The sequence below is a fragment of the Psychrobacter sp. SC65A.3 genome (assembly GCF_025642195.1).
GTDB classification, from domain to species: Bacteria; Pseudomonadota; Gammaproteobacteria; order Pseudomonadales; family Moraxellaceae; genus Psychrobacter; species Psychrobacter cryohalolentis.
Window position 1 is genome coordinate 1948232 of sequence record NZ_CP106752.1, and the last position, 18559, is coordinate 1966790.

General features: G+C 43.1%; 16 protein-coding genes. 8 read left to right on the forward strand and 8 right to left on the reverse strand.

Translation table 11 applies throughout. The features are described from left to right. Positions 1–15: 15 nt before the first annotated feature. The 5 genes from OEG80_RS08190 to OEG80_RS08210 all read right to left on the reverse strand — a co-directional run bounded on the left by OEG80_RS08190 (position 16) and on the right by OEG80_RS08210 (position 5771). Positions 16–849: an HpcH/HpaI aldolase/citrate lyase family protein gene (locus OEG80_RS08190; RefSeq protein WP_263240321.1), complete on the reverse strand. Its 834-nt coding sequence runs from the start codon at positions 847–849 to the stop codon at positions 16–18. Positions 850–1007: 158 nt separating this feature from the next. Further along, positions 1008–1769 (reverse strand): SDR family oxidoreductase, encoded by a 762-nt coding sequence (locus tag OEG80_RS08195; protein WP_020443142.1) that lies wholly within the window; start codon positions 1767–1769, stop codon positions 1008–1010. A 181-nt stretch (positions 1770–1950) separates the two neighbouring features. Next, positions 1951–2733, reverse strand: a complete 783-nt coding sequence (locus OEG80_RS08200; RefSeq protein WP_149408722.1) for an SDR family NAD(P)-dependent oxidoreductase — start codon at positions 2731–2733, stop codon at positions 1951–1953. A 3-nt stretch (positions 2734–2736) separates the two neighbouring features. Then, positions 2737–3744 (reverse strand): NADP-dependent oxidoreductase, encoded by a 1008-nt coding sequence (locus OEG80_RS08205; protein WP_149408723.1) that lies wholly within the window; start codon positions 3742–3744, stop codon positions 2737–2739. 221 nt (positions 3745–3965) lie between these two features. Beyond that, positions 3966–5771 (reverse strand): acyl-CoA dehydrogenase, encoded by a 1806-nt coding sequence (locus OEG80_RS08210; protein WP_149408724.1) that lies wholly within the window; start codon positions 5769–5771, stop codon positions 3966–3968. A gap of 199 nt (positions 5772–5970) precedes the next feature. Here OEG80_RS08210 and OEG80_RS08215 point away from each other — a divergent pair, with 199 nt between their 5' ends. Beyond that, the gene (locus OEG80_RS08215; RefSeq protein ID WP_149408725.1) at positions 5971–7029 is read left to right on the forward strand and encodes a GlxA family transcriptional regulator; all 1059 of its coding nucleotides are present in this window, start codon (positions 5971–5973) and stop codon (positions 7027–7029) included. A 221-nt stretch (positions 7030–7250) separates the two neighbouring features. Here OEG80_RS08215 and OEG80_RS08220 read toward each other — a convergent pair whose 3' ends face one another. Beyond that, the gene (locus tag OEG80_RS08220) at positions 7251–8468 is read right to left on the reverse strand and encodes an LD-carboxypeptidase (protein WP_149408726.1); all 1218 of its coding nucleotides are present in this window, start codon (positions 8466–8468) and stop codon (positions 7251–7253) included. A 302-nt stretch (positions 8469–8770) separates the two neighbouring features. On the opposite strand from OEG80_RS08220, the gene OEG80_RS08225 reads away from it, so the two are divergent. Further along, the gene (locus OEG80_RS08225; RefSeq protein ID WP_149408727.1) at positions 8771–9256 is read left to right on the forward strand and encodes a YkvA family protein; all 486 of its coding nucleotides are present in this window, start codon (positions 8771–8773) and stop codon (positions 9254–9256) included. 146 nt (positions 9257–9402) lie between these two features. Here the strand turns inward: OEG80_RS08225 and OEG80_RS08230 are convergent, their stop codons facing one another. Both OEG80_RS08230 and OEG80_RS08235 read right to left on the reverse strand, forming a co-directional pair. After that, positions 9403–9708, reverse strand: a complete 306-nt coding sequence (locus tag OEG80_RS08230) for a hypothetical protein (protein WP_149408728.1) — start codon at positions 9706–9708, stop codon at positions 9403–9405. A gap of 105 nt (positions 9709–9813) precedes the next feature. After that, positions 9814–10371 (reverse strand): hypothetical protein, encoded by a 558-nt coding sequence (locus OEG80_RS08235; RefSeq protein ID WP_149408729.1) that lies wholly within the window; start codon positions 10369–10371, stop codon positions 9814–9816. 278 nt (positions 10372–10649) lie between these two features. Between OEG80_RS08235 and dnaQ the strand changes: the two genes are divergently transcribed. From dnaQ to metK, 6 genes are all read left to right on the forward strand, one after another. Further along, the gene (gene dnaQ / locus OEG80_RS08240) at positions 10650–12248 is read left to right on the forward strand and encodes a DNA polymerase III subunit epsilon (RefSeq protein WP_149408730.1); all 1599 of its coding nucleotides are present in this window, start codon (positions 10650–10652) and stop codon (positions 12246–12248) included. A 150-nt stretch (positions 12249–12398) separates the two neighbouring features. Then, complete coding sequence (locus OEG80_RS08245) at positions 12399–14081, forward strand: hypothetical protein (RefSeq protein ID WP_262880822.1); 1683 nt, start codon at positions 12399–12401, stop codon at positions 14079–14081. A gap of 68 nt (positions 14082–14149) precedes the next feature. Then, positions 14150–15145, forward strand: a complete 996-nt coding sequence (nudC, locus tag OEG80_RS08250) for an NAD(+) diphosphatase (RefSeq protein ID WP_263240324.1) — start codon at positions 14150–14152, stop codon at positions 15143–15145. 99 nt (positions 15146–15244) lie between these two features. After that, on the forward strand, positions 15245–16087 hold the full coding sequence (locus tag OEG80_RS08255; protein ID WP_149408733.1) for an RnfABCDGE type electron transport complex subunit B: 843 nt from the start codon (positions 15245–15247) through the stop codon (positions 16085–16087). Between the two features lie 52 nt (positions 16088–16139). Continuing rightward, positions 16140–16835, forward strand: coding sequence for an endonuclease III (nth, locus tag OEG80_RS08260; RefSeq protein ID WP_149408734.1), 696 nt, complete (start codon positions 16140–16142; stop codon positions 16833–16835). A 464-nt stretch (positions 16836–17299) separates the two neighbouring features. Further along, positions 17300–18466, forward strand: a complete 1167-nt coding sequence (metK, locus tag OEG80_RS08265) for a methionine adenosyltransferase (RefSeq protein ID WP_133105351.1) — start codon at positions 17300–17302, stop codon at positions 18464–18466. Positions 18467–18559: the final 93 nt, after the last annotated feature.

The window sequence follows — 18559 nt, forward strand, 5'->3', positions numbered from 1 at the left end:
TCTATTAAACACCTTTTATAAACTCAGCAACTGACGGCAGCGCTCAATCACGGGCGCGTCGACCATTTGACCTGCTATTTTAAATATCGCCTGCGCGCTCCGCTCGTATTCTTCTATCACACGTCTTGCAAACTCAATATCGGCGTCAGTCGGTTGCAGAGATTGCTTAACAGTTGCTACTTGCTTTGGATGGATACAAAGCATTCCGGACATGCCCATTTGTGACCATAATTGCACTCGCTGCCCAAGCCCCTTACCATCGTTAAAATCAGTATAAACCGTGTCAATAGGCGCTAATAATTGATGTGCTTTTGATGTGAGTAAAAGCTGATAACGAATTTGATTGGCAATAACATCTGCTGCCGCTGTACCTACGTGCACCTGTAAATCATTGCATAAATCTAAAAACCCATAGCTAAATGCAAGCAGTCCAGCGGATTTTGCCATACTATCAATTTGATATAAACCAAGCGCTGTCTCTATTAACGCAATGACAGGCAAATCCGTAAGTTGATGCACACTTTCAATATCTGATGCTTGCTCAGCTTTGGCTAGTAACACGCCAGCCAAATTAGGCATTTTCTGACAGAGCACTACGTCTTTGAAAAACTCCTCACTACCTGTTTTATTGATGCGTACCCAAATCGGCTGATAAGCCTGACTATTATAATAGACTTGTAAATCTTTGCGAGCTCGCACCTTGTCCGTTGTAGCAACCGCATCTTCTAAATCCACAATCACTGCATCTGTCCCACTGGCAAAGGCTTTTTCCACTCTATCTATGCGAGTGGCTGGAACGAATAACCATGTTTTGATATTGGAAAATTTTTTAACAATAGATGCTTGCATGCTTTACTCCTTCCTTAAATATTATTACTTCAAACACTATTATTTCAAACACTGTTACTTAAAATATTAGTACTTACTATAACCAAATAAAAAACCGTATGCCATTTATCAGCATACGGTTTTAAAAATGGCTCTACTTTTAGAGGGCGAACGGCTAACTAAGCCAACATCCCACCATCAACAACGATCGTTGCGCCCGTCGTATAGCTTGACGCATCAGACACTAGATATAATACCGTGCCAGCCATCTCATCTGGATCTGCTACGCGTCCTAATGGAATTGCATGTAGCGCCATTTTTAAGACTTTATCATTAGTCGTTAACGCTGAGGCAAACTTAGTATCGGTTAAACCAGGCAACAACGCGTTGACACGAATGTTCAATGGGCCACACTCTTTTGCAAACGCTTTAGTCATGCTAATCACAGCAGCTTTGGTGATTGAATAGATGCCTTGCTTGTCACCTGCGACTAAGCCATTGACCGAAGCGGTATTTAAGATAACCCCGCCGCCCTGCTCGCGCATCATCTTACCAGCAGCTGTCGACATAAAGAAATAACCACGAATATTGACTTCAACGGTCTTATCAAAAGCGGCTAAGTCCGTATCTAAGATATGACCATAATAAGGGTTTGCAGCGGCATTATTGACTAAAATATCGATTTGACCGAACTCACTTTTGATGTGCTCAAAAATAGCATCAATCTGATCCATATTTCCGACATGGCACGCAAAGGCACTGGCTTTGTGACCATCAGCGACAATGCTATCAGCGACCGCTTGGCAAGCATCAATTTTACGGCTAGAGACAATGACGTGCGCGCCTCTAGAAGCTAATAAGCGTGCAATAGATTCGCCAATACCACGACTAGCACCTGTGACCAAAGCAATCTTACCCGTTAAATCAAATAAATCTTTCATTATTATTCCTTATATTTTTAAATATATTATTTATACATTTTAAATGTGTAGCAGAGCTGGAAGAAATTTTTGCAGCCTCTGGAGTGCAACGCACACAGCAAGCAAGAAAATTTTTACCAGCTCTGAGATACTTAGCTTAGAAATTTCATACCAATCGTTTTAAGAAATTGCATTAAGTCAGCTAAGCCAACATGCCACCATCAAGGGTAAACGCATGACCATTCATAAAGCTGCTTTCATCGCTCGCGAGCCATGCAATCGCGCCGGATACTTCATCAACTGTCCCTAAACGACGTAGCGGGCTGGCATTAATTGTTGCTTTTTGCGCGCGCTCGCCCATCTTCGCCATGGTATTTTGCACCATAGGGGTGTCAATAAAGCTTGGACAGACGGCGTTAAAGCGAATATTGACGCGCGCATATTCATGAGCAGCAGACTTGGTCAGTCCCATCACGCCATGTTTAGCGGCGCTATATGCTGACAATAACGGCGCAGAACGCAGCCCTGCGATGGATGCCACATTAATCACGTGACCGCCACCATTGGCTGCCATACAAGTAACAGCCGCACGCATGCAATGCCAGACGCCTTTTAGATTAACGGCAATATTACGGTCAAAGTCCTCATCGCTTAGCTCATGCATCGGTGCAGGCTGATGGTCGATGCCCGCATTATTTACCACGACATCAAGACCACCCAACGTTTCCATGGCAAAGGCAAACAACGCGCGTACTTCGTCGCCACTCGTCACATCGACCTTTTTAAAGACGATACTATTGCCAGCGTCTTGACCTTGCTTAGCAACCGCAGCGCCCATCTCTTCGGCCATATCACCGATCACAACTTTTGCGCCGCGACTGGCTAGCAATAACGCGCTAACCGCACCGATGCCAGACGCACCGCCCGTGATCAAAATTCTTTTGCCCGTTACATCTGATGAAATTCCGTTTGTATTCAGTGTCATGATCTATCCCTCTACCTTAAGTACCAGTTTGCCGAAGTTTTCACCTTTAAAAAGCATCATCAGGGTATCTGGGAAAGTCTCGATACCTTCAACGATATGATCTTTTACTTTCATATCACCTGACTGAATCCAGCCAGCAATCTCTTTCATCGCGATTGGATACTCTTTAATATTATCAAAGACAACGATGCCTTCCATACGGGCACGATTGACCAATAAGGATAAATAATTTGACGGCCCTTTTACCGCTGTGGTGTTGTTATATTGGCTAATCGCACCGCAAATCACGATACGCGCGCGCAGATTAATTTGCGTGAGGACGTCATTTAAGATATCGCCGCCTACGTTATCAAAGAAGACATCGACACCGTTTGGACAAGCTTGCTTTAAGCCTTTTTTGACATCCTCATTTTTATAATCTACTGCAGCATCGAAACCTAGCTCATCAACTAAGAATTTACATTTCTCAGCACCGCCTGCGATACCAACGACACGGCAGCCTTTTAGTTTGGCAATCTGTCCAACCAAGCCACCAACGGCACCCGCAGCACCAGAGACGACCACCGTCTCGCCAGCTTTTGGCTCACCAGTTTTTAATAAGCCAAAGTAGCCAGTCATACCTGGCATACCGAGCACGCCTAAGTAATAAGATAAGGGTGCAAGGTTTGGATCGACTTTGTATAACCCATTACCATCACTGACCGCATATGACTGCACGCCATTGTGACCACAGACATAATCGCCGACGGCAAACTTCTCATGCTTACTTTCAATGACTTCGCCCACGGTACCCGCGCGCATGACATCACCAATCTGTACTGGTTCGATATAAGATTTGGCATCGTTTAACCAGCCACGCATCGCTGGATCCATCGAAATATATTCAATTTTTATCAGTAACTGACCGTCTGTGATAATCGGTAGTTCTGACTCAGTATAATCCCAAGTCTGCGAACTCGGTGCGCCAACAGGTCTTTCTTTTAAGCGCCACTGCTTATTCATTGTTGTCATTATTTATTCCTTTAAATTTTTATAAAAAGCCATTGGTATCGTTTGCTTAAAAAGAGTTTATTAAAAATAAGCCAAATATATTAAAAAGCGTTCTTCTGGGATAAATTTTTCTCGCTTGCTGTGCGCTTTGCACTCCAAAGACTTCGAAAAATTCATCCCAGCATCACATTAGTCGTATTGTTCAGGCATGTTCTTATGTTGAAAACATTCCAAACAGTCACTTAAAACCATTCTGCTTGCATATTGGTACATACCGCATTGTCATTATTTAACAGTTCGATGTCGCGATTGATTAACGGCAATTCCCAATCGATAAAGTATTTGGCTGCTTGTATTTTCCCTTGATAGAAATTCTGCTTTTCAATATCTGTTGTCTCGCTTAGCAATTGCTCAGCTTTACTGGCTTGGCGAATCCAAATCCAGCTGACCACGATAGAGGCAAAGATATTCATCAATGCTTGTGCGTTACCAGTCAGCGTTAGTGCTTTTTCCGTTTGCAGGATTTTGCTTAGATGCACCAATACTTCATGCAGATGACCCATATAAGGCATCAATTTACCGGCAAGTTTGGCAGTCTCGGGCGTGGTAATGCTTTCTAAGTCTTGGGTAATTTCACGTTTTAGAATTTGAATACCAAGACCCTTGTTTTGCCATAACTTACGGAATGATAAATCTAACGCTTGCACACCATTTGTGCCTTCATGAATGGGATTGAGACGATTGTCACGCCAAAACTGCTCGGCTTGATACTCGCGCGTATAGCCTGCACCGCCCAATACTTGAATGCCTAAATCATTGGCTTTGGGCCCATATTCAGATGGCCATGCTTTTAATACTGGGGTTAATAAATCCAGCAGTTCTGATAGCTCAGCTTTTAATGTTGCATCTTCACAAGTATTGATACGGTCAATCAGGTTTGAGCCATATAAACACAGTGAAATGCCGCCCTCGCTATAGGCTTTTTGCGCAAGCAACATACGCTTCACATCGCCATGCTGGATAATCGCCGTTGCTGCATCTTCAGGTTTATTATTCGGTGCAATTCTGCCCTGCGTTCTGTCTTTGGCATAATCGAGCGAATACTGATAACCACGATAGCCAATCATCGCCGCGCCAAAACCAACCGCGATACGTGCTTCATTCATCATTTTAAACATGTAACGCAGACCAAAATGCTCTTCGCCGATAAGATAGCCATAGCACTCGCCTGCATCGCCAAAGCTTAATGCGGTAGAAGTCGCACCTCGATAGCCCAGCTTATGAATAAGTCCCGTTAAATGCACGTCATTGCGCTCGCCAACCGATGCATCGTCATTGAGTCGATACTTGGGTACGGCAAATAAAGAGATACCTTTGACACCACCAGGACCGCCCGGCACTTTGGCTAATACCAAATGCACGATATTGTCAGACAATTCGTGATCGCCTGCTGAGATATAAATCTTGCTGCCTTTGACGCGATAGCTGCCGTCGTCTTGTTTAACGGCGGTAGTTTTGATATCGGCAAGCGATGAGCCAGCATGTGGCTCAGTTAATGCCATCGTGCCGGTAAATTCACCCGTTAGCATACGCGGCATAAAGGCATTTTTAATCTCATCACTGGCGAAATGTGAGATGACATTAATCGCCGCCGTGGTCAAAAATGGATAAGCCGTCGTTGATGGGTTGGCCGCCATAAAATAGCCTGCCACTGCGGTCATAACCGTTTCGGGTAATTGCATGCCGCCATCGTCAAAGCTATAACGACCAGCGATGAAGCCCGACTCACGAAACGCATCAAAGGCGACTTTTACGTCACTTATCATGCTGACTTTTTTGCCATCGAACTGTGGCTCGTTTTTATCTGCCACATGGTTATGGGGCAAGAATAAATTGGTCGCGATTTTATTGGCAGTGTCTAATACTGCATCGAAGGTTTCGCGGCTGTGTTCTGCAAACTTCGGATGCTCGGTTAAATGTTCAGTACCCAATACATCATATAGTTGGAACGGTAACTCAAAGTCATTGATAAGCGTATCTGCTGCCATAGTATTCTCATTAACTCATTAAATTTGGTGATTCATTGATATTAATCTAATTTAACGCCTTGCCGTATTGTCATTTATGACATAATTATGGTCAAATAAGACATTCTCTCTAACCTATGGTGAGTGAATTTCAAATTACGTATCGTGCGGCTGATGAATATCAGCCATAAATTTGCATACACTTAAAGGAAGCCAAATTTTGCCCTACTTCAAACCGTTTAAAGTGATTATCGTTGGCTTCGATGGCGTGCTCGGCAGTGTGCTCGCTGGGGCGTTAGATTTATTTTCGTTTACTGGCGTCAGCTGGCAACGGTTTTTGGATGAGGCAGTAGAACCAAGGTTTGACGTGCAGATTGCAAGCTTAGGTGGCGCGGATATTAGATGCAGCAACCGTTTAATCATGCGCGCGCATTGCGATATTCAGGAAGTCGCAGAGTGCGACTTACTATTAATTCCAACCATTGGCGATTCAATCGATAAAGTATTGAGCCAAAATAGCGATTTAATTCCGCACATCAAGCGACTGGCGAATACCAAAGCGGATATCGCTAGTAATTGTAGCGGGGCTTTCTTTTTGGCAAAAGCAGGCTTGCTCGATGGCAAAGTAGCGACTACTCATTGGGGCTATGCCAGTAAGTTTAAGGCAGATTTTCCACTGGTTGATTTGCAAGAGAATCAATTTGTCACTCAATCAAAGAATCCATCAAAGAACCAATCAAAAAGCCAGCCAAAAAGTGATTCAGCACACCAATCAGGCAATATATTTTGTGCGGCAGGTGGTAGCGCCTTTTATGACTTGGGATTGCTATTGATAGAGCGTTATTGTGGGCGTGAGATTTCTACCCAAGTGGCAAAAACCCAGATTATTGATAGTAAAAGAGGCAATCAAAACAGCTATACCAATGTGACGTTGCATAAACCACATTCAGATCAACTGGTTAAACAAGTACAAGAGTTTATCGAGGAAAACTTCAAGCAATCTATTCAAGTTAGCGGCTTGGCAGCTATGGTAAATATCACCCCACGCACGTTAAATAGACGCTTTCAATCCTGCGTTGCGATGCGCCCGATTGAGTATATTCAAGCAGTCAGAATTGAGCAGGCAAAGCGCTTACTGGAATTGGGCGATGTGACGATAAAATCGTTAGCGGAGCAAGTTGGTTACGATGATATTTCCTCATTCACTAGGCTTTTTAAACGCGCTACTGAACTGACCCCGAAAGAATATCAGGAGAAATTTTCGAGACTGGCGATTTAACTTTATAGTGTATTTTTTCAAAGTAATACGTTGCTGAAGCAAATTTATCACAGCAAAAATTTTATGTAGTTAATTCGATATAAAAACGATACAGCGAGACGAAAAGTTGTTTTGCGCAGCATCTATCGGCGTAGGCACAGCACGCAAGAAAAACAACTTTTCATTGAGCAACTTGATAGCCATGTAACTGATTTATTTGGATTCGACTATAGACCTAAATTTTATTGCCACAAGCCTTCGACATGAATGGCGTCCGACTTAATAGTGGGATAATCGCTAAATGCCAATTGATAGCCACCGACTGTATTGGCGCTAAGCTGGCACGTCGCCCCCAGTGGAAAACTGTGTTTCTGACCAATATGACCAAAGCGCATGCCGCTATAAATCGTCAATCCTGTCAGCTTATGCAATTGACGAATCACGGTGGCGACATCATAACGCTTGTCATAGCTGTCCTCACCTGCACCTGATAACGCGCCAAACACGATGGCTTGCTGATCTTTAAACACACCTGCCAAATACAAATCATACAGCATGCGCTCAATACGATAGGCTTGCTCGCCGACATCTTCTAAAAATACGATACCGCCAGCAATTCGTGGCACATACTCACTGCCTGCCAGCGCTGACACCACGCTCAGATTGCCACCCCAAATAGTGCCCGTTATCGTTTTCGGCTCAGAGCTTGCCAAGATGCTCGGTAAATTTGGACTGGTTAAAGAGGCATCTGGTATGTTGACAGCCAGATTAGGATTGGTTAATGCTTCCGCAAATTGTCGACAGCTGACTTGGTCGGGTTTGGTTTTGCCAAACTCACTGTAAAGCATCGGGGCGGCAAGCGAGCTCATGCCTCCTTTTGCCAATAGTGCGCACTGAATAGCGGTTACATCACTAAAGCCTGCGAGTATCGTGCCACGCTCCTTCATAATGCGTCCCAGCGTTGACCAATCCACCATCGGCAATAGACGCACAGCACCATAGCCACCGCGTACACCAAGTAGCAGCTTTGGCGCTTTGATCGCACCCGTGGCGATATTTTGCAGATCACTTGCTCTTTGCGAATCCGTACCTGCAAAGCGCAAATACTGCCGAGTGGTAATCGTAGGATTATCGACTTTAAAACCTGCACAAGCCATGCGATCTAACGCCAATTGATTGCGCTCGTCACTACCACCGACATTAGAGCTGGCAAAAAGCCGCGTCTCAATATTCGGCGTGATACAACTCGTTTGCGCCTGCAATGTTTCGGGCGCTGCTTCTTGTGATGTTAACGCCGTTGGCAGGTCATCTTTGGTAAGCTGCGTACTTTTATCTTGCTGAATAGCATTGGCGGCTAGCGCCTGAGTCATGCTTTGGGTTACTAATAATCCTGCCCCTGCACTGATTCCGACTTGACATAAAAATTGGCGACGATTAAGTCCAGAAGATATCTTGGTCATTATTTTACCTTTTTGTACTATTCAGTTAATGCTTGTTTAACAAGGATACTTCTTTAGCATTGATGCTTTAAATGCACGCGATTTCATTTAATATGCGCTAAGCCTTTATCTTTGAAACATTGCATTATAACGGAAGTTGGGACGGCAATTTGGTTTAAGATTGTCTAGGGCAGCTCAACCCATTGTTATGCTAGTCAACAAAACGCTACAGAATCACTCACAGCCTTATTTGGATGAAGTGACGACTCTTGTTATAGTAAAGGGCGTTCAATAGTCTTTAACAAAAAATAAGGAATATAAGTATGGCTGACAAAGAGAAAGACAATAAAAGCCTAATGGATAGCATTAGACTCATCTTGGGTAAAGAAGACAAAATAAAAGACCAACTTGAAAACGGTCGCGGTCTTGAGCGTTATACCAAGGATTTACTATTGCTCATGAGCTTGGTAAAAGACTACTACCAAGGTAACTATCGTAATATCCCTTATAAAACTATTTCAGCGGCAGTGGTTGGTCTGCTCTATGTTATAAACCCTATTGATCTTATTCCAGACTTTATCCCTTTTATCGGTCGAATCGATGATGCTTTGGTACTGAAATTTTGTCTCAAGCTCATGGAAAAAGATTTGCGGAAGTACAAAACTTGGAAAGATCAACAAAGCACATCTGAAGATAAAGACTCAAAGCCTACTAATAAAAAGCTCAAAGATAAAAGTACGGAAAAATCAGATAAAGACGAAGAGTCTAAAGCGGAAGATGATAAGGTAGATACTAAAAAGTCGTTATAGCTGCCTAGCAGTCTTTGTTAAGCAACATAGCCAACATAACTTCCTATAGTATTTGCTATAAAGACACGTTCAATGAGGTATTCATCGACCGTGTCTTTTTATGAGAATAACAATATCTCTATTAATTTTACTTGTGCAAAAAGCCATTAATCCGGCACATCATAACGGGCTTTTTCTGGATTGAGACCGAACGAATAGACAAAGGTTGCAACCAGACTGTTTATGATAATAAATGGCACATCAATGCTGGCGTGCCCAAGCACGTAGCGACCGATGAGCCATGAGACAATCAACATAATAATAAAGAACCCGCCCAAATACGCCAAGATAGCTGGATGCTTTAGATTATAATTCTGCTCAGGTTCAGGTTTTTTGTTTAATACATAGGTTCGTATCGCCCAACCAGCCGCATACGAAAACCCACCCAACACCACATAACTAAAAAAATTCATATTGCCTAACTCTAATGATACGACGGTTTATAACAAAATTGTATTGATAAAAAAGCACTTTTTATCATAAATAACAGATATGTAATATTGACTGATAATACCTAACTAAATAGTCTCTTTAACATTATCAATGACAATATTGGCATGAGGATTGGCCAAAATATCAGTATTAACGTCATCACATTCGACTCGATAAATAGTGTTTGCCCCTTTATAGATATAAGACAAGTACTCACTATCAAGTAGCGGATCGATATTGGCATAAACAGGCTTAACATGAGCTAATACCAACACTCTATCCGGACGACCAATCACCGCATCGACATTATCAGGATCAATAGAAAAAAACTGTGGTATGTCGCTATTTTCAATCACCTCTAACGGCTCAGCATCATCCCAAACACGTTTGGCACTTGCAGGCTCTTTCATCTGCATGACCCATGCGCCGCCCTGTTGGCTGACTTTTATTTGCGCCGGCTCATCATGACTGACGGTATAACAGCCCTCAAAGATAGATAAATCTGCTACCTTCTCAACCTTTTTGGTATCCGCTTGGGTATTACTATCATTACAAGCGCTCAAAAGCAGCATACTGCTCGCAGCCATCGTAATCATCAAATGGCTGAGGTTTTTAGAAGAAGGTTTTGAGGCTAAGGACATCATAGGGTAATCCTGCATTCGAGCATTGAAAGCTTTAGTTAAGCAAATTATAGTTAATGTCTGGCTAGACATATCCTTACAACCGCTCTATTTTAACAGAAAACGATAAGCTTACTATTAGGATATCTGTTTTTGGTTTTTTGTGCATGGCAATTGCCCCTATTAACGCTGGATTTGTTATACTCAATTCCAACATAGGTAGCTAGAATTAACCTCCAATATATCAGTGAAATCGCTTCGCTATATCCTGTATTTATTCTCTATTAGGTCAGTAAATTTTTATGTCAGAAAATCGCAGCGCAGCGCAGCCATTTAACACCAGTAATGCCATAAACCCATTGGCTGCCAAAGCAGACACTACGGTTGCTTACACAGATGGCGCGTGTAAAGGCAATCCTGGTGCTGGTGGCTGGGGCGCTCATCTGATATTTAGCGACGGACGGACGCAGGATTTTTATGGCGGTGATAAAGAAACAACCAATAATCGTATGGAATTGATGGGTGCGATACAAGCATTGACCTATAGCCCGCATGAGCAAAAACTCGAGATTTGGACAGACTCAAGTTATGTCAAAAAAGGCATCACTGAGTGGATTGAAGGTTGGAAAAAAAGAGGCTGGAAAACGGCCAGTAAAAAACCCGTCGCCAATCAAGACCTATGGCAGCGACTCGATGAGCTCTGTCAGCGACGCGATGTTGATTGGCATTGGGTAAAAGGTCATGCTGGACATGCTGGCAATGAAAAAGCGGATGAGCTTGCGAACCTAGGTGTGACCTCACGTAGTGAATATTCGATAATAGAGACTCAAGATAACATTAAAAAAAAAGAGCAAATAACAGCTGATAAAAAGCCATCAAGCAGCGATGATTGGCTAAATTTTGATCCATTAGGTTTTGATATGATGGATGATGAGCTTGATGCCGAACTACTAGAGAATCAAAGTTATAATGACAATGTAATAAATACTCATGCTTTCGCTGAAGAAAATATTAGTCCGTACAATGCCACCAATTCAATGAGTGCTATAGAAATGCCAGACGCCCAGACGCCTTTGATTGACACAAGTATCAATAACCATGCGTCCAACATGGTTACTAATGTTGAAGCAGATACGCCAAAATTCGATGGTGATACCAGCCGTGCCAATCCGTATTTTATACCGCTGCTACCCAAGCCAATCCATCGTCATGAATCTGATCGTCAGCTCATTATGGATACTGAGACCACCGGTCTTGATCCGCTAAAAGGCGATCGCATTATCGAAGTCGGTATTGTAGAGATGATCGGACGTAAGTTCACCGGCGAAAAGCTCCACGTCTATATCAACCCACAGCGCGGTATGGATGAAGAAGTTATTCGAATTCACGGTATTTCTGAAGCGTTTTTAACGGACAAACCAACCTTTGACCAAGTCGCGCAGTCGCTCTATGACTTTATGGATGGTGCAGAAGTCATCGCTCATAATGCCTCGTTTGATATGAACTTCTTAAATATGGAGTTTGCCAAAGTTGGCATGCATGACTTTGCTGAGCGAGTAAAAGTGACCGACTCACTGGTCATGGCAAAGCAGCAGTATCCTGGACAGAAAAATACTCTTGATGCTCTCGTACGTCGTTTAGACGTGGGCAAGCAAGACCGTACCTTTCACGGGGCATTACTAGATTCAGAGATTTTAGCAGAAGTCTATTTGGCGATGACTGGCGGACAAGTAACGCTAGGCATTGAGGATGACGCGCAAGCGGATGGCGGACACACAGCCCATGCTAGCTTTGCCAATTTAGCAACTTTATTGCTTGAGTCAAGTACTGATGAGGGCGCCAATAAAAGCTGGTATGCATCGCTCGCAGAAGATTATCCTGAGCTGAAAGCCAAAATGTAACAGACATTAAAATCGCTTCTTATATTGGCGATTAGAGAATATAGTCTTGATTATTATAACGATAAAAAGTAAAACCTTATCTAGCGCTATTTTTTAATTTACTCTCTAACTATTTGCTATTTTCGTCAGTATCTTATGGAAAAAATAATTATGAACCACTCTACGCAAATAAAATTGACCGCGCCAACGCTTAGTGTTACTGACTTTAATTTGCCATCGCTGCACTTATTGCACGATGAGGTCAAGGTCATACTCAAAGATACTGAGATTCATTTGGGCGAATTTAATGACGACAATAGCCAAGCGCCATTATTATTAGACTCTATTATTGTATTAAAACAGCTTTCTTGTATTTTTGAGCTGATATCTTTGGTGGGTGCAGAGGCACTCAATAATGCGATTGTACACGGTTTACAGGAGCTTTATGACAGTGGCGACAATAGTGATATTGACTTAATCATGGATCTGTCCGAAGCGATCATGACGCTTGATCGTTATGTTGAATTTGTGCTGCTGACTGAGTCGGTAGAGCCTACTTTATTACTACCTATTATTAATAAGCTAAATGCTCATAGCCAAATAGCGCCTATTGCTGCTGATTATTTTTCTGCTTTTGGTAATAGTAGCGTCATTATCGCCGATCCTGAAAAGAATTTTCAGCCGCTAAATGAGCTCAACCTTGATCAAGAGCTACTGACCTATGCTTATCGTAGTGGGCTTGGCGTTACTTTGGTCAATCGGGATGGCAACATCAATCAAGATGATCAGCAAAAATTGGATGCTATGTCAGCGGCATGTGCTTTGATAGCGAAAAATACCAGCAGTCTATTTTGGCAAGCAGCGTCCGCTGCGGTCACTGATATCGCAGCCATACTGCCGCTTAATGTCACTCAAAAGCACACGCTTATTTATGTTGAGCAGCAATTCCAAAGCTATTTGCCTGTCATGGATACGCGTTTTGCTGATTTGGTCAGTTTTGCCGGACAACGTGATACTGAAGCGGCAAAAATGCTGCGCGATCAATACGCCGCCAACCGTTTAGAAGATCCACAGCGCCAGCAGATGGAGCGCTTCTTGTTTGGTCCAAACCGTGAGCTGACGGATACTTTGAATATCATTATCCAGACTCAAATCAATACGATTAAAGAAAATGTCGACAGCTATGCCCGTGGTGACTCAATCAATCCAGTCGATATGCAGACCTCGCAAATTATTGAAGAACTCACTACTTTAAGCTCTGCGTTGCATCTTCTTGGTCTATCTAATGCCGCCAATAGCCTGATTAAAGCGTCAGAAGCCGTCAGCACATGGCGCTCGCCTACTCCAGAAGATTTTGATCATTTATTATTGGCACTCATGCATGCAGAAAACGCGACCATCGCCATGGCTGAGATGCATACTCCAGGTGCAATTTATCTGCCGTTGAACAATCCTCATATCTCACTACATCAGCTGAATACCGCTTATGATACCTTGATAGAAGAGAGTCGTACGGCAATTGCCAGTGCTGAACAAGCAATCAATGACTACCTTGCGGAGCCTGAGCGCGATATTCTTAATATTCAAAATACCCCTGAAATGCTACGTCAAGTAAGCGGTGCGGTACGCTTCTTGCAATTGCCAACGCCTGCCAGTATGCTCAGTCAATTGGCAAATTATTTACAGCAACGTATCAATAGTGGTAATCGTATCGATGATGGCACCTTATCTTATATTGCTGATGTTATCATGGCAGTTGACCATCATCTAGACGGTTTCGAGAACAATCGCCCTGTCAGCAAACAAGCATTGGATGTTGGGCAGCATAGCTTAAGCCAATTGCTTGCCGCTTAATCATTTATTTAAATTTTTATACAAAGACAAGCTGATATGAGCTTGTCTTTGACCGTTTGGAAACCTATATGATGATCCGCGCCTTTGTCCTATCTGATGAAACGATCTTATGTCGTCAAACGCCTAATGGCTGGTGGCCTTTACAGGTTGAGCTAGCACACTTTAATATCAGTAATGAGCAAGCTTATCAATTAGGACAGGTTACATTATTTGATAGCTTAGCGCCCAATAGCTGGCTGCCGAGTGATGTAGATGATACTGATAACGCTAATGCTGTCACTGTACAAGCAAGCCGCTCTATCACTTATGATTATGCAATAGCACATAATATCGCCTTGCCCAGTATTTTAGACAGTGATGAATTAACAAGTAGTGACTTGGATAGCAGCGTTATTAGCCATGTAGAGAACAGTATTAACACTTTTATACCTTATCGACAGCTTATCACGCACCTGCCCATAGCATTCGCTGCTCAGCTTAGCCAAGCCATACAACTACTTCGTTGGCAAGCAGATACACAGTTTTGTAGTCGCTGCGCGGCACGCACTGTAGCTGCCAAATGCGGTGAGCGTGCCATGGTTTGTGACGTTTGTCGATTGCGTCAGTATCCGCGTGTACAGCCCTGCGTCATTACCGCCATTACTCGACCCAACCCGAAAACGGGTGAAATGCAAATTTTATTGGCTCATCATCATCGTTACGGTCAGCAAAAAACAGCCTCTCATTTATTACAGTCGCCCCAACCGTTACTATACGGTTTGATTGCAGGCTTTGTAGAAGTAGGTGAAAGTCTAGAGCATGCTGTGGTACGCGAAGTGGCAGAAGAAGTGGGTCTTAGCTTGTCCGATATTCGCTATGTGAACAGTCAACCATGGCCGTTTCCGTCTAATTTGATGCTGGGCTTTCGAGCATCTTATGCAGATGGCGATATCGTTATACAAGAAGATGAGCTATCACATGCAGATTTTTTTGATCTATCAAAGCTGCCAAAAATTCCCTTTAAGGGTAGCATTGCTTATGAGCTGATTGCACAAATTGCCAATGAGCAAGGTATTTTGCTTTAATCTATCATATCAATGCATCATTCAACCTTCATCCATATTACTATTATCCTATTTATTTTAATATCAGCATCTAGCACTGATATAAAGGTTTTACATTAAATGCAAAGCACCATGAATAAAAACAGCAATCATATCCGTTTAACCAATTTGCCAATCTTATTCGATTCGCTGAAGATAGAAACATTGCCTGCTGATGTTCAGGAAAAAATTGCGCGCATTGATGGCAGCCTACCGCAAACACAGTGCGGTCTATGCGACCATGCTGATGGTTGCTTACCTTATGCAGTTGCTATCGTGATGGATGGTGAGCCACATAATAAGTGTGTACCGGGTGGTCAGCCAGTGGCGGATACTATCGCGCAGATTATCGATGCTGATATGCCAATACTAAGCGCTGAACCTTCAAAATGGCCACTAGATGGTACTTCTCAGCGGCCTGTTGAAGTGCGCGCCGTTATTCGTGAAGATGATTGCATTGGCTGTACCAAATGTATTCCCGCCTGCCCTGTTGATGCCATCGTTGGTACTGGCAAGCATATGCATACTATTTTTACAGATTTATGCACGGGCTGTGAATTATGTATAGCGCCCTGCCCTGTTGACTGCATCGATTTGGTCACAGTTGAGCGCACGCTTTCGACACCTGAGCGCACCCTTGAGCAAGAGGATTTGAGACAGCGTTATCATACCCATTTAAATCGTGTGAGCAAGCAACTTGCGGATAGCAGCAATAGTAGACCCGTGGTCAGCATGGTGGAGGCAAAACTGAATAATGCCGCCAGTCAGTCGTTAAATATCAGTGAAGCTCAAGCAAAAAACACTATTGCAGCGGCAAAGCTGCGCAGTAAAATTAAGAAGTTAGAAAAGCAGCTTAGCGTACGTCCCAATGAAAGCAAACAAGCAGAATTGAATGAATTAAAAGCTGAGCTTGCACAACTTTAATAGCCAATATCCACTTTGAATAACCAATGAACAAAATAATGGTAAAAATACCATGAGTAAAACCGTCAAACATAAAACAGCTGATACTCCGCCATCGAGGCGCATGCCCAACCGTGATGTGCGTCCATTTTTTGAGAAATTGGCGGCGACGATTGATAAGCCAGTGACTGAGCTCAATTATAAGAGTAACTTTGAGCTGCTTATCGCAGTCATATTATCAGCACAGGCGACTGATGTCAGCGTCAATATTGCCACCAATCAGCTCTATCCGGTGGCGAATACGCCTGAGGCAATACTCGCTTTAGGCGAAGAAGGTTTGAAATCCTATATTAAGAATATCGGCTTGTTTAATGCCAAAGCTAAAAACGTTATCAAAACTTGCCGTGACTTGATTGAGAAATTTAATAGCACCGTCCCTGATAACCGAAAAGACTTAGAGTCTCTAGCGGGTGTCGGGCGCAAGACGGCGAATGTAGTTCTAAATACAGCCTTTGGACAGCCGACGATGGCGGTCGATACCCATATCTTTCGAGTGGGTAATCGTACGGGACTTGCCACTGGCAAAAATGTCTTAATCGTTGAGCACAAACTGGTCGAACGTATCCCCGATGACTTTATCGTTGATGCTCATCATTACTTGATTTTGCATGGGCGCTATACTTGTCAAGCTCGTACCCCAAAATGCGGCGCTTGTCCTGTTTATGACGAATGTATGTTTAAAGATAAAGCAGTATTTTTAGAGTTGTGACGTGAGCAGATGATAATGATCGTAAAGCCTATCGATCAATATACTTATGCTAAATTATAATAATGTCATGATTGAGCATTACTTATAATAGAACGAGTGCAGCTTACTAGAGTTTTATTGCGTTTCGAGTTAGAATAAGCGTATTTTTAGGCAAGTACGTCATATTTTTGATCCTGCTGATAATCAGGTGATAGACGTATGATTGGCGACAGCTTCAAGCACGTTGTCAGTTAATAATTCGATATAGTACAACGTAAAGCTATCGCTCTCTTAGCCTGACCCCATATGATTTATAGAAATCTGTGCCTTATGTAAATTTATATAACACATGCATTTATGAATAAGTGAATTAAGTAGTACCAATTAAACACCAAGCAATACATTGTTTGGCCAATACTAATTAAAGCAGCGCCCTGACGTTATGCTTTTTCCTATCTTTATTGATTCAATTAAGCGATCCTATTATGCGCGAATACAACTTATTTACCTCAGAATCTGTGAGCGAAGGTCATCCTGACAAAATGGCTGATCAAATCTCAGACGCTATCCTTGATGCCATCTTACGGCAAGATTTACATGCACGCGTGGCATGTGAGACCCTAGTCAAAACTGGCGCTGTCGTATTGGCAGGTGAAATAACCACCACGGCAAATATCGACGTTGAGCGCATCGTGCGTGATACGGTTAATGGCATTGGTTATCATCATTCAGACTTGGGTTTTGATGGCGAGACATGTGCGGTTATTAATATGCTTGGTAAACAATCGCCTGAGATTGCCCAAGGTGTTGACCGCGCTGACCCTGAAGAACAAGGCGCTGGTGACCAAGGTTTGATGTTTGGTTATGCTAGCAATGAGACTGAAGTATTGATGCCCGCCCCTATCGAGTATGCTCATCGCTTGATGGAGCGTCAGTCGGAGCTGCGCCGTGCAGGCGAATTACCTTGGTTACGTCCGGATGCCAAAGCACAAGTCACGCTTAAATATGATGGCAATAAACCTGTTGCTATTGACGCGGTCGTCTTATCTACGCAGCATGATCCAAGTATCTCGCAAGCCGATTTACAAGAAGCGATCATGGAGTCAATTATCAAACAAGTACTCCCAGCAGAGCTACTACATGCTGGTACACGTTATCATATCAACCCGACTGGCAAATTCGTCATCGGTGGTCCTGTTGGTGATGCAGGACTGACCGGTCGTAAGATTATTGTTGATACTTATGGCGGTATGGCGCGTCACGGTGGCGGCGCATTTAGTGGTAAAGATCCCTCAAAAGTCGATCGCAGTGCGGCTTATGCGGTGCGTTACGTGGCTAAAAACATCGTCGCTGCTGGTATTGCCGATCGCTGTGAAGTACAAGTAAGCTATGCCATTGGCGTTGCTGAACCGACTTCTATTTCGATTAACACTTTTGGTACTAACAAAATTAGCAACGATGAAATCATTAGCTTGATTCGTACGCATTTTGACCTACGTCCGTATGGTATCACCCGTATGCTGAATTTATTGCAGCCGATGTATCAGCAAACCGCTAGTTTTGGACATTTTGGTCGCCAAGGTTCTGAAACCGCCTTTACGTGGGAAAAAACTGACAAAGCTGAGATTTTAAAAGCGGATGCTGGCTTATAAAATTTTTGCTAAAACCCTTTTTGTACCTATTATCTTATCCAGTTATTAGACTGCTGTGATACATTTAAATTTACCTACCATTATTAGGAGTCG

Coding starts and splice junctions, on each gene's coding strand:
- OEG80_RS08190 (WP_263240321.1), bottom strand. CDS start 849: ATGCAAGCATCTATTGTTAAAAAATTTTCCAATATCAAAACATGGTTA.
- OEG80_RS08245 (WP_262880822.1), top strand. CDS start 12,399: ATGAACCACTCTACGCAAATAAAATTGACCGCGCCAACGCTTAGTGTT.
- OEG80_RS08255 (WP_149408733.1), top strand. CDS start 15,245: ATGCAAAGCACCATGAATAAAAACAGCAATCATATCCGTTTAACCAAT.
- OEG80_RS08230 (WP_149408728.1), bottom strand. CDS start 9,708: ATGAATTTTTTTAGTTATGTGGTGTTGGGTGGGTTTTCGTATGCGGCT.
- nth (WP_149408734.1), top strand. CDS start 16,140: ATGAGTAAAACCGTCAAACATAAAACAGCTGATACTCCGCCATCGAGG.
- OEG80_RS08220 (WP_149408726.1), bottom strand. CDS start 8,468: ATGACCAAGATATCTTCTGGACTTAATCGTCGCCAATTTTTATGTCAA.
- OEG80_RS08205 (WP_149408723.1), bottom strand. CDS start 3,744: ATGACAACAATGAATAAGCAGTGGCGCTTAAAAGAAAGACCTGTTGGC.
- OEG80_RS08195 (WP_020443142.1), bottom strand. CDS start 1,769: ATGAAAGATTTATTTGATTTAACGGGTAAGATTGCTTTGGTCACAGGT.
- OEG80_RS08200 (WP_149408722.1), bottom strand. CDS start 2,733: ATGACACTGAATACAAACGGAATTTCATCAGATGTAACGGGCAAAAGA.
- dnaQ (WP_149408730.1), top strand. CDS start 10,650: ATGTCAGAAAATCGCAGCGCAGCGCAGCCATTTAACACCAGTAATGCC.
- metK (WP_133105351.1), top strand. CDS start 17,300: ATGCGCGAATACAACTTATTTACCTCAGAATCTGTGAGCGAAGGTCAT.
- nudC (WP_263240324.1), top strand. CDS start 14,150: ATGATGATCCGCGCCTTTGTCCTATCTGATGAAACGATCTTATGTCGT.
- OEG80_RS08235 (WP_149408729.1), bottom strand. CDS start 10,371: ATGATGTCCTTAGCCTCAAAACCTTCTTCTAAAAACCTCAGCCATTTG.
- OEG80_RS08210 (WP_149408724.1), bottom strand. CDS start 5,771: ATGGCAGCAGATACGCTTATCAATGACTTTGAGTTACCGTTCCAACTA.
- OEG80_RS08225 (WP_149408727.1), top strand. CDS start 8,771: ATGGCTGACAAAGAGAAAGACAATAAAAGCCTAATGGATAGCATTAGA.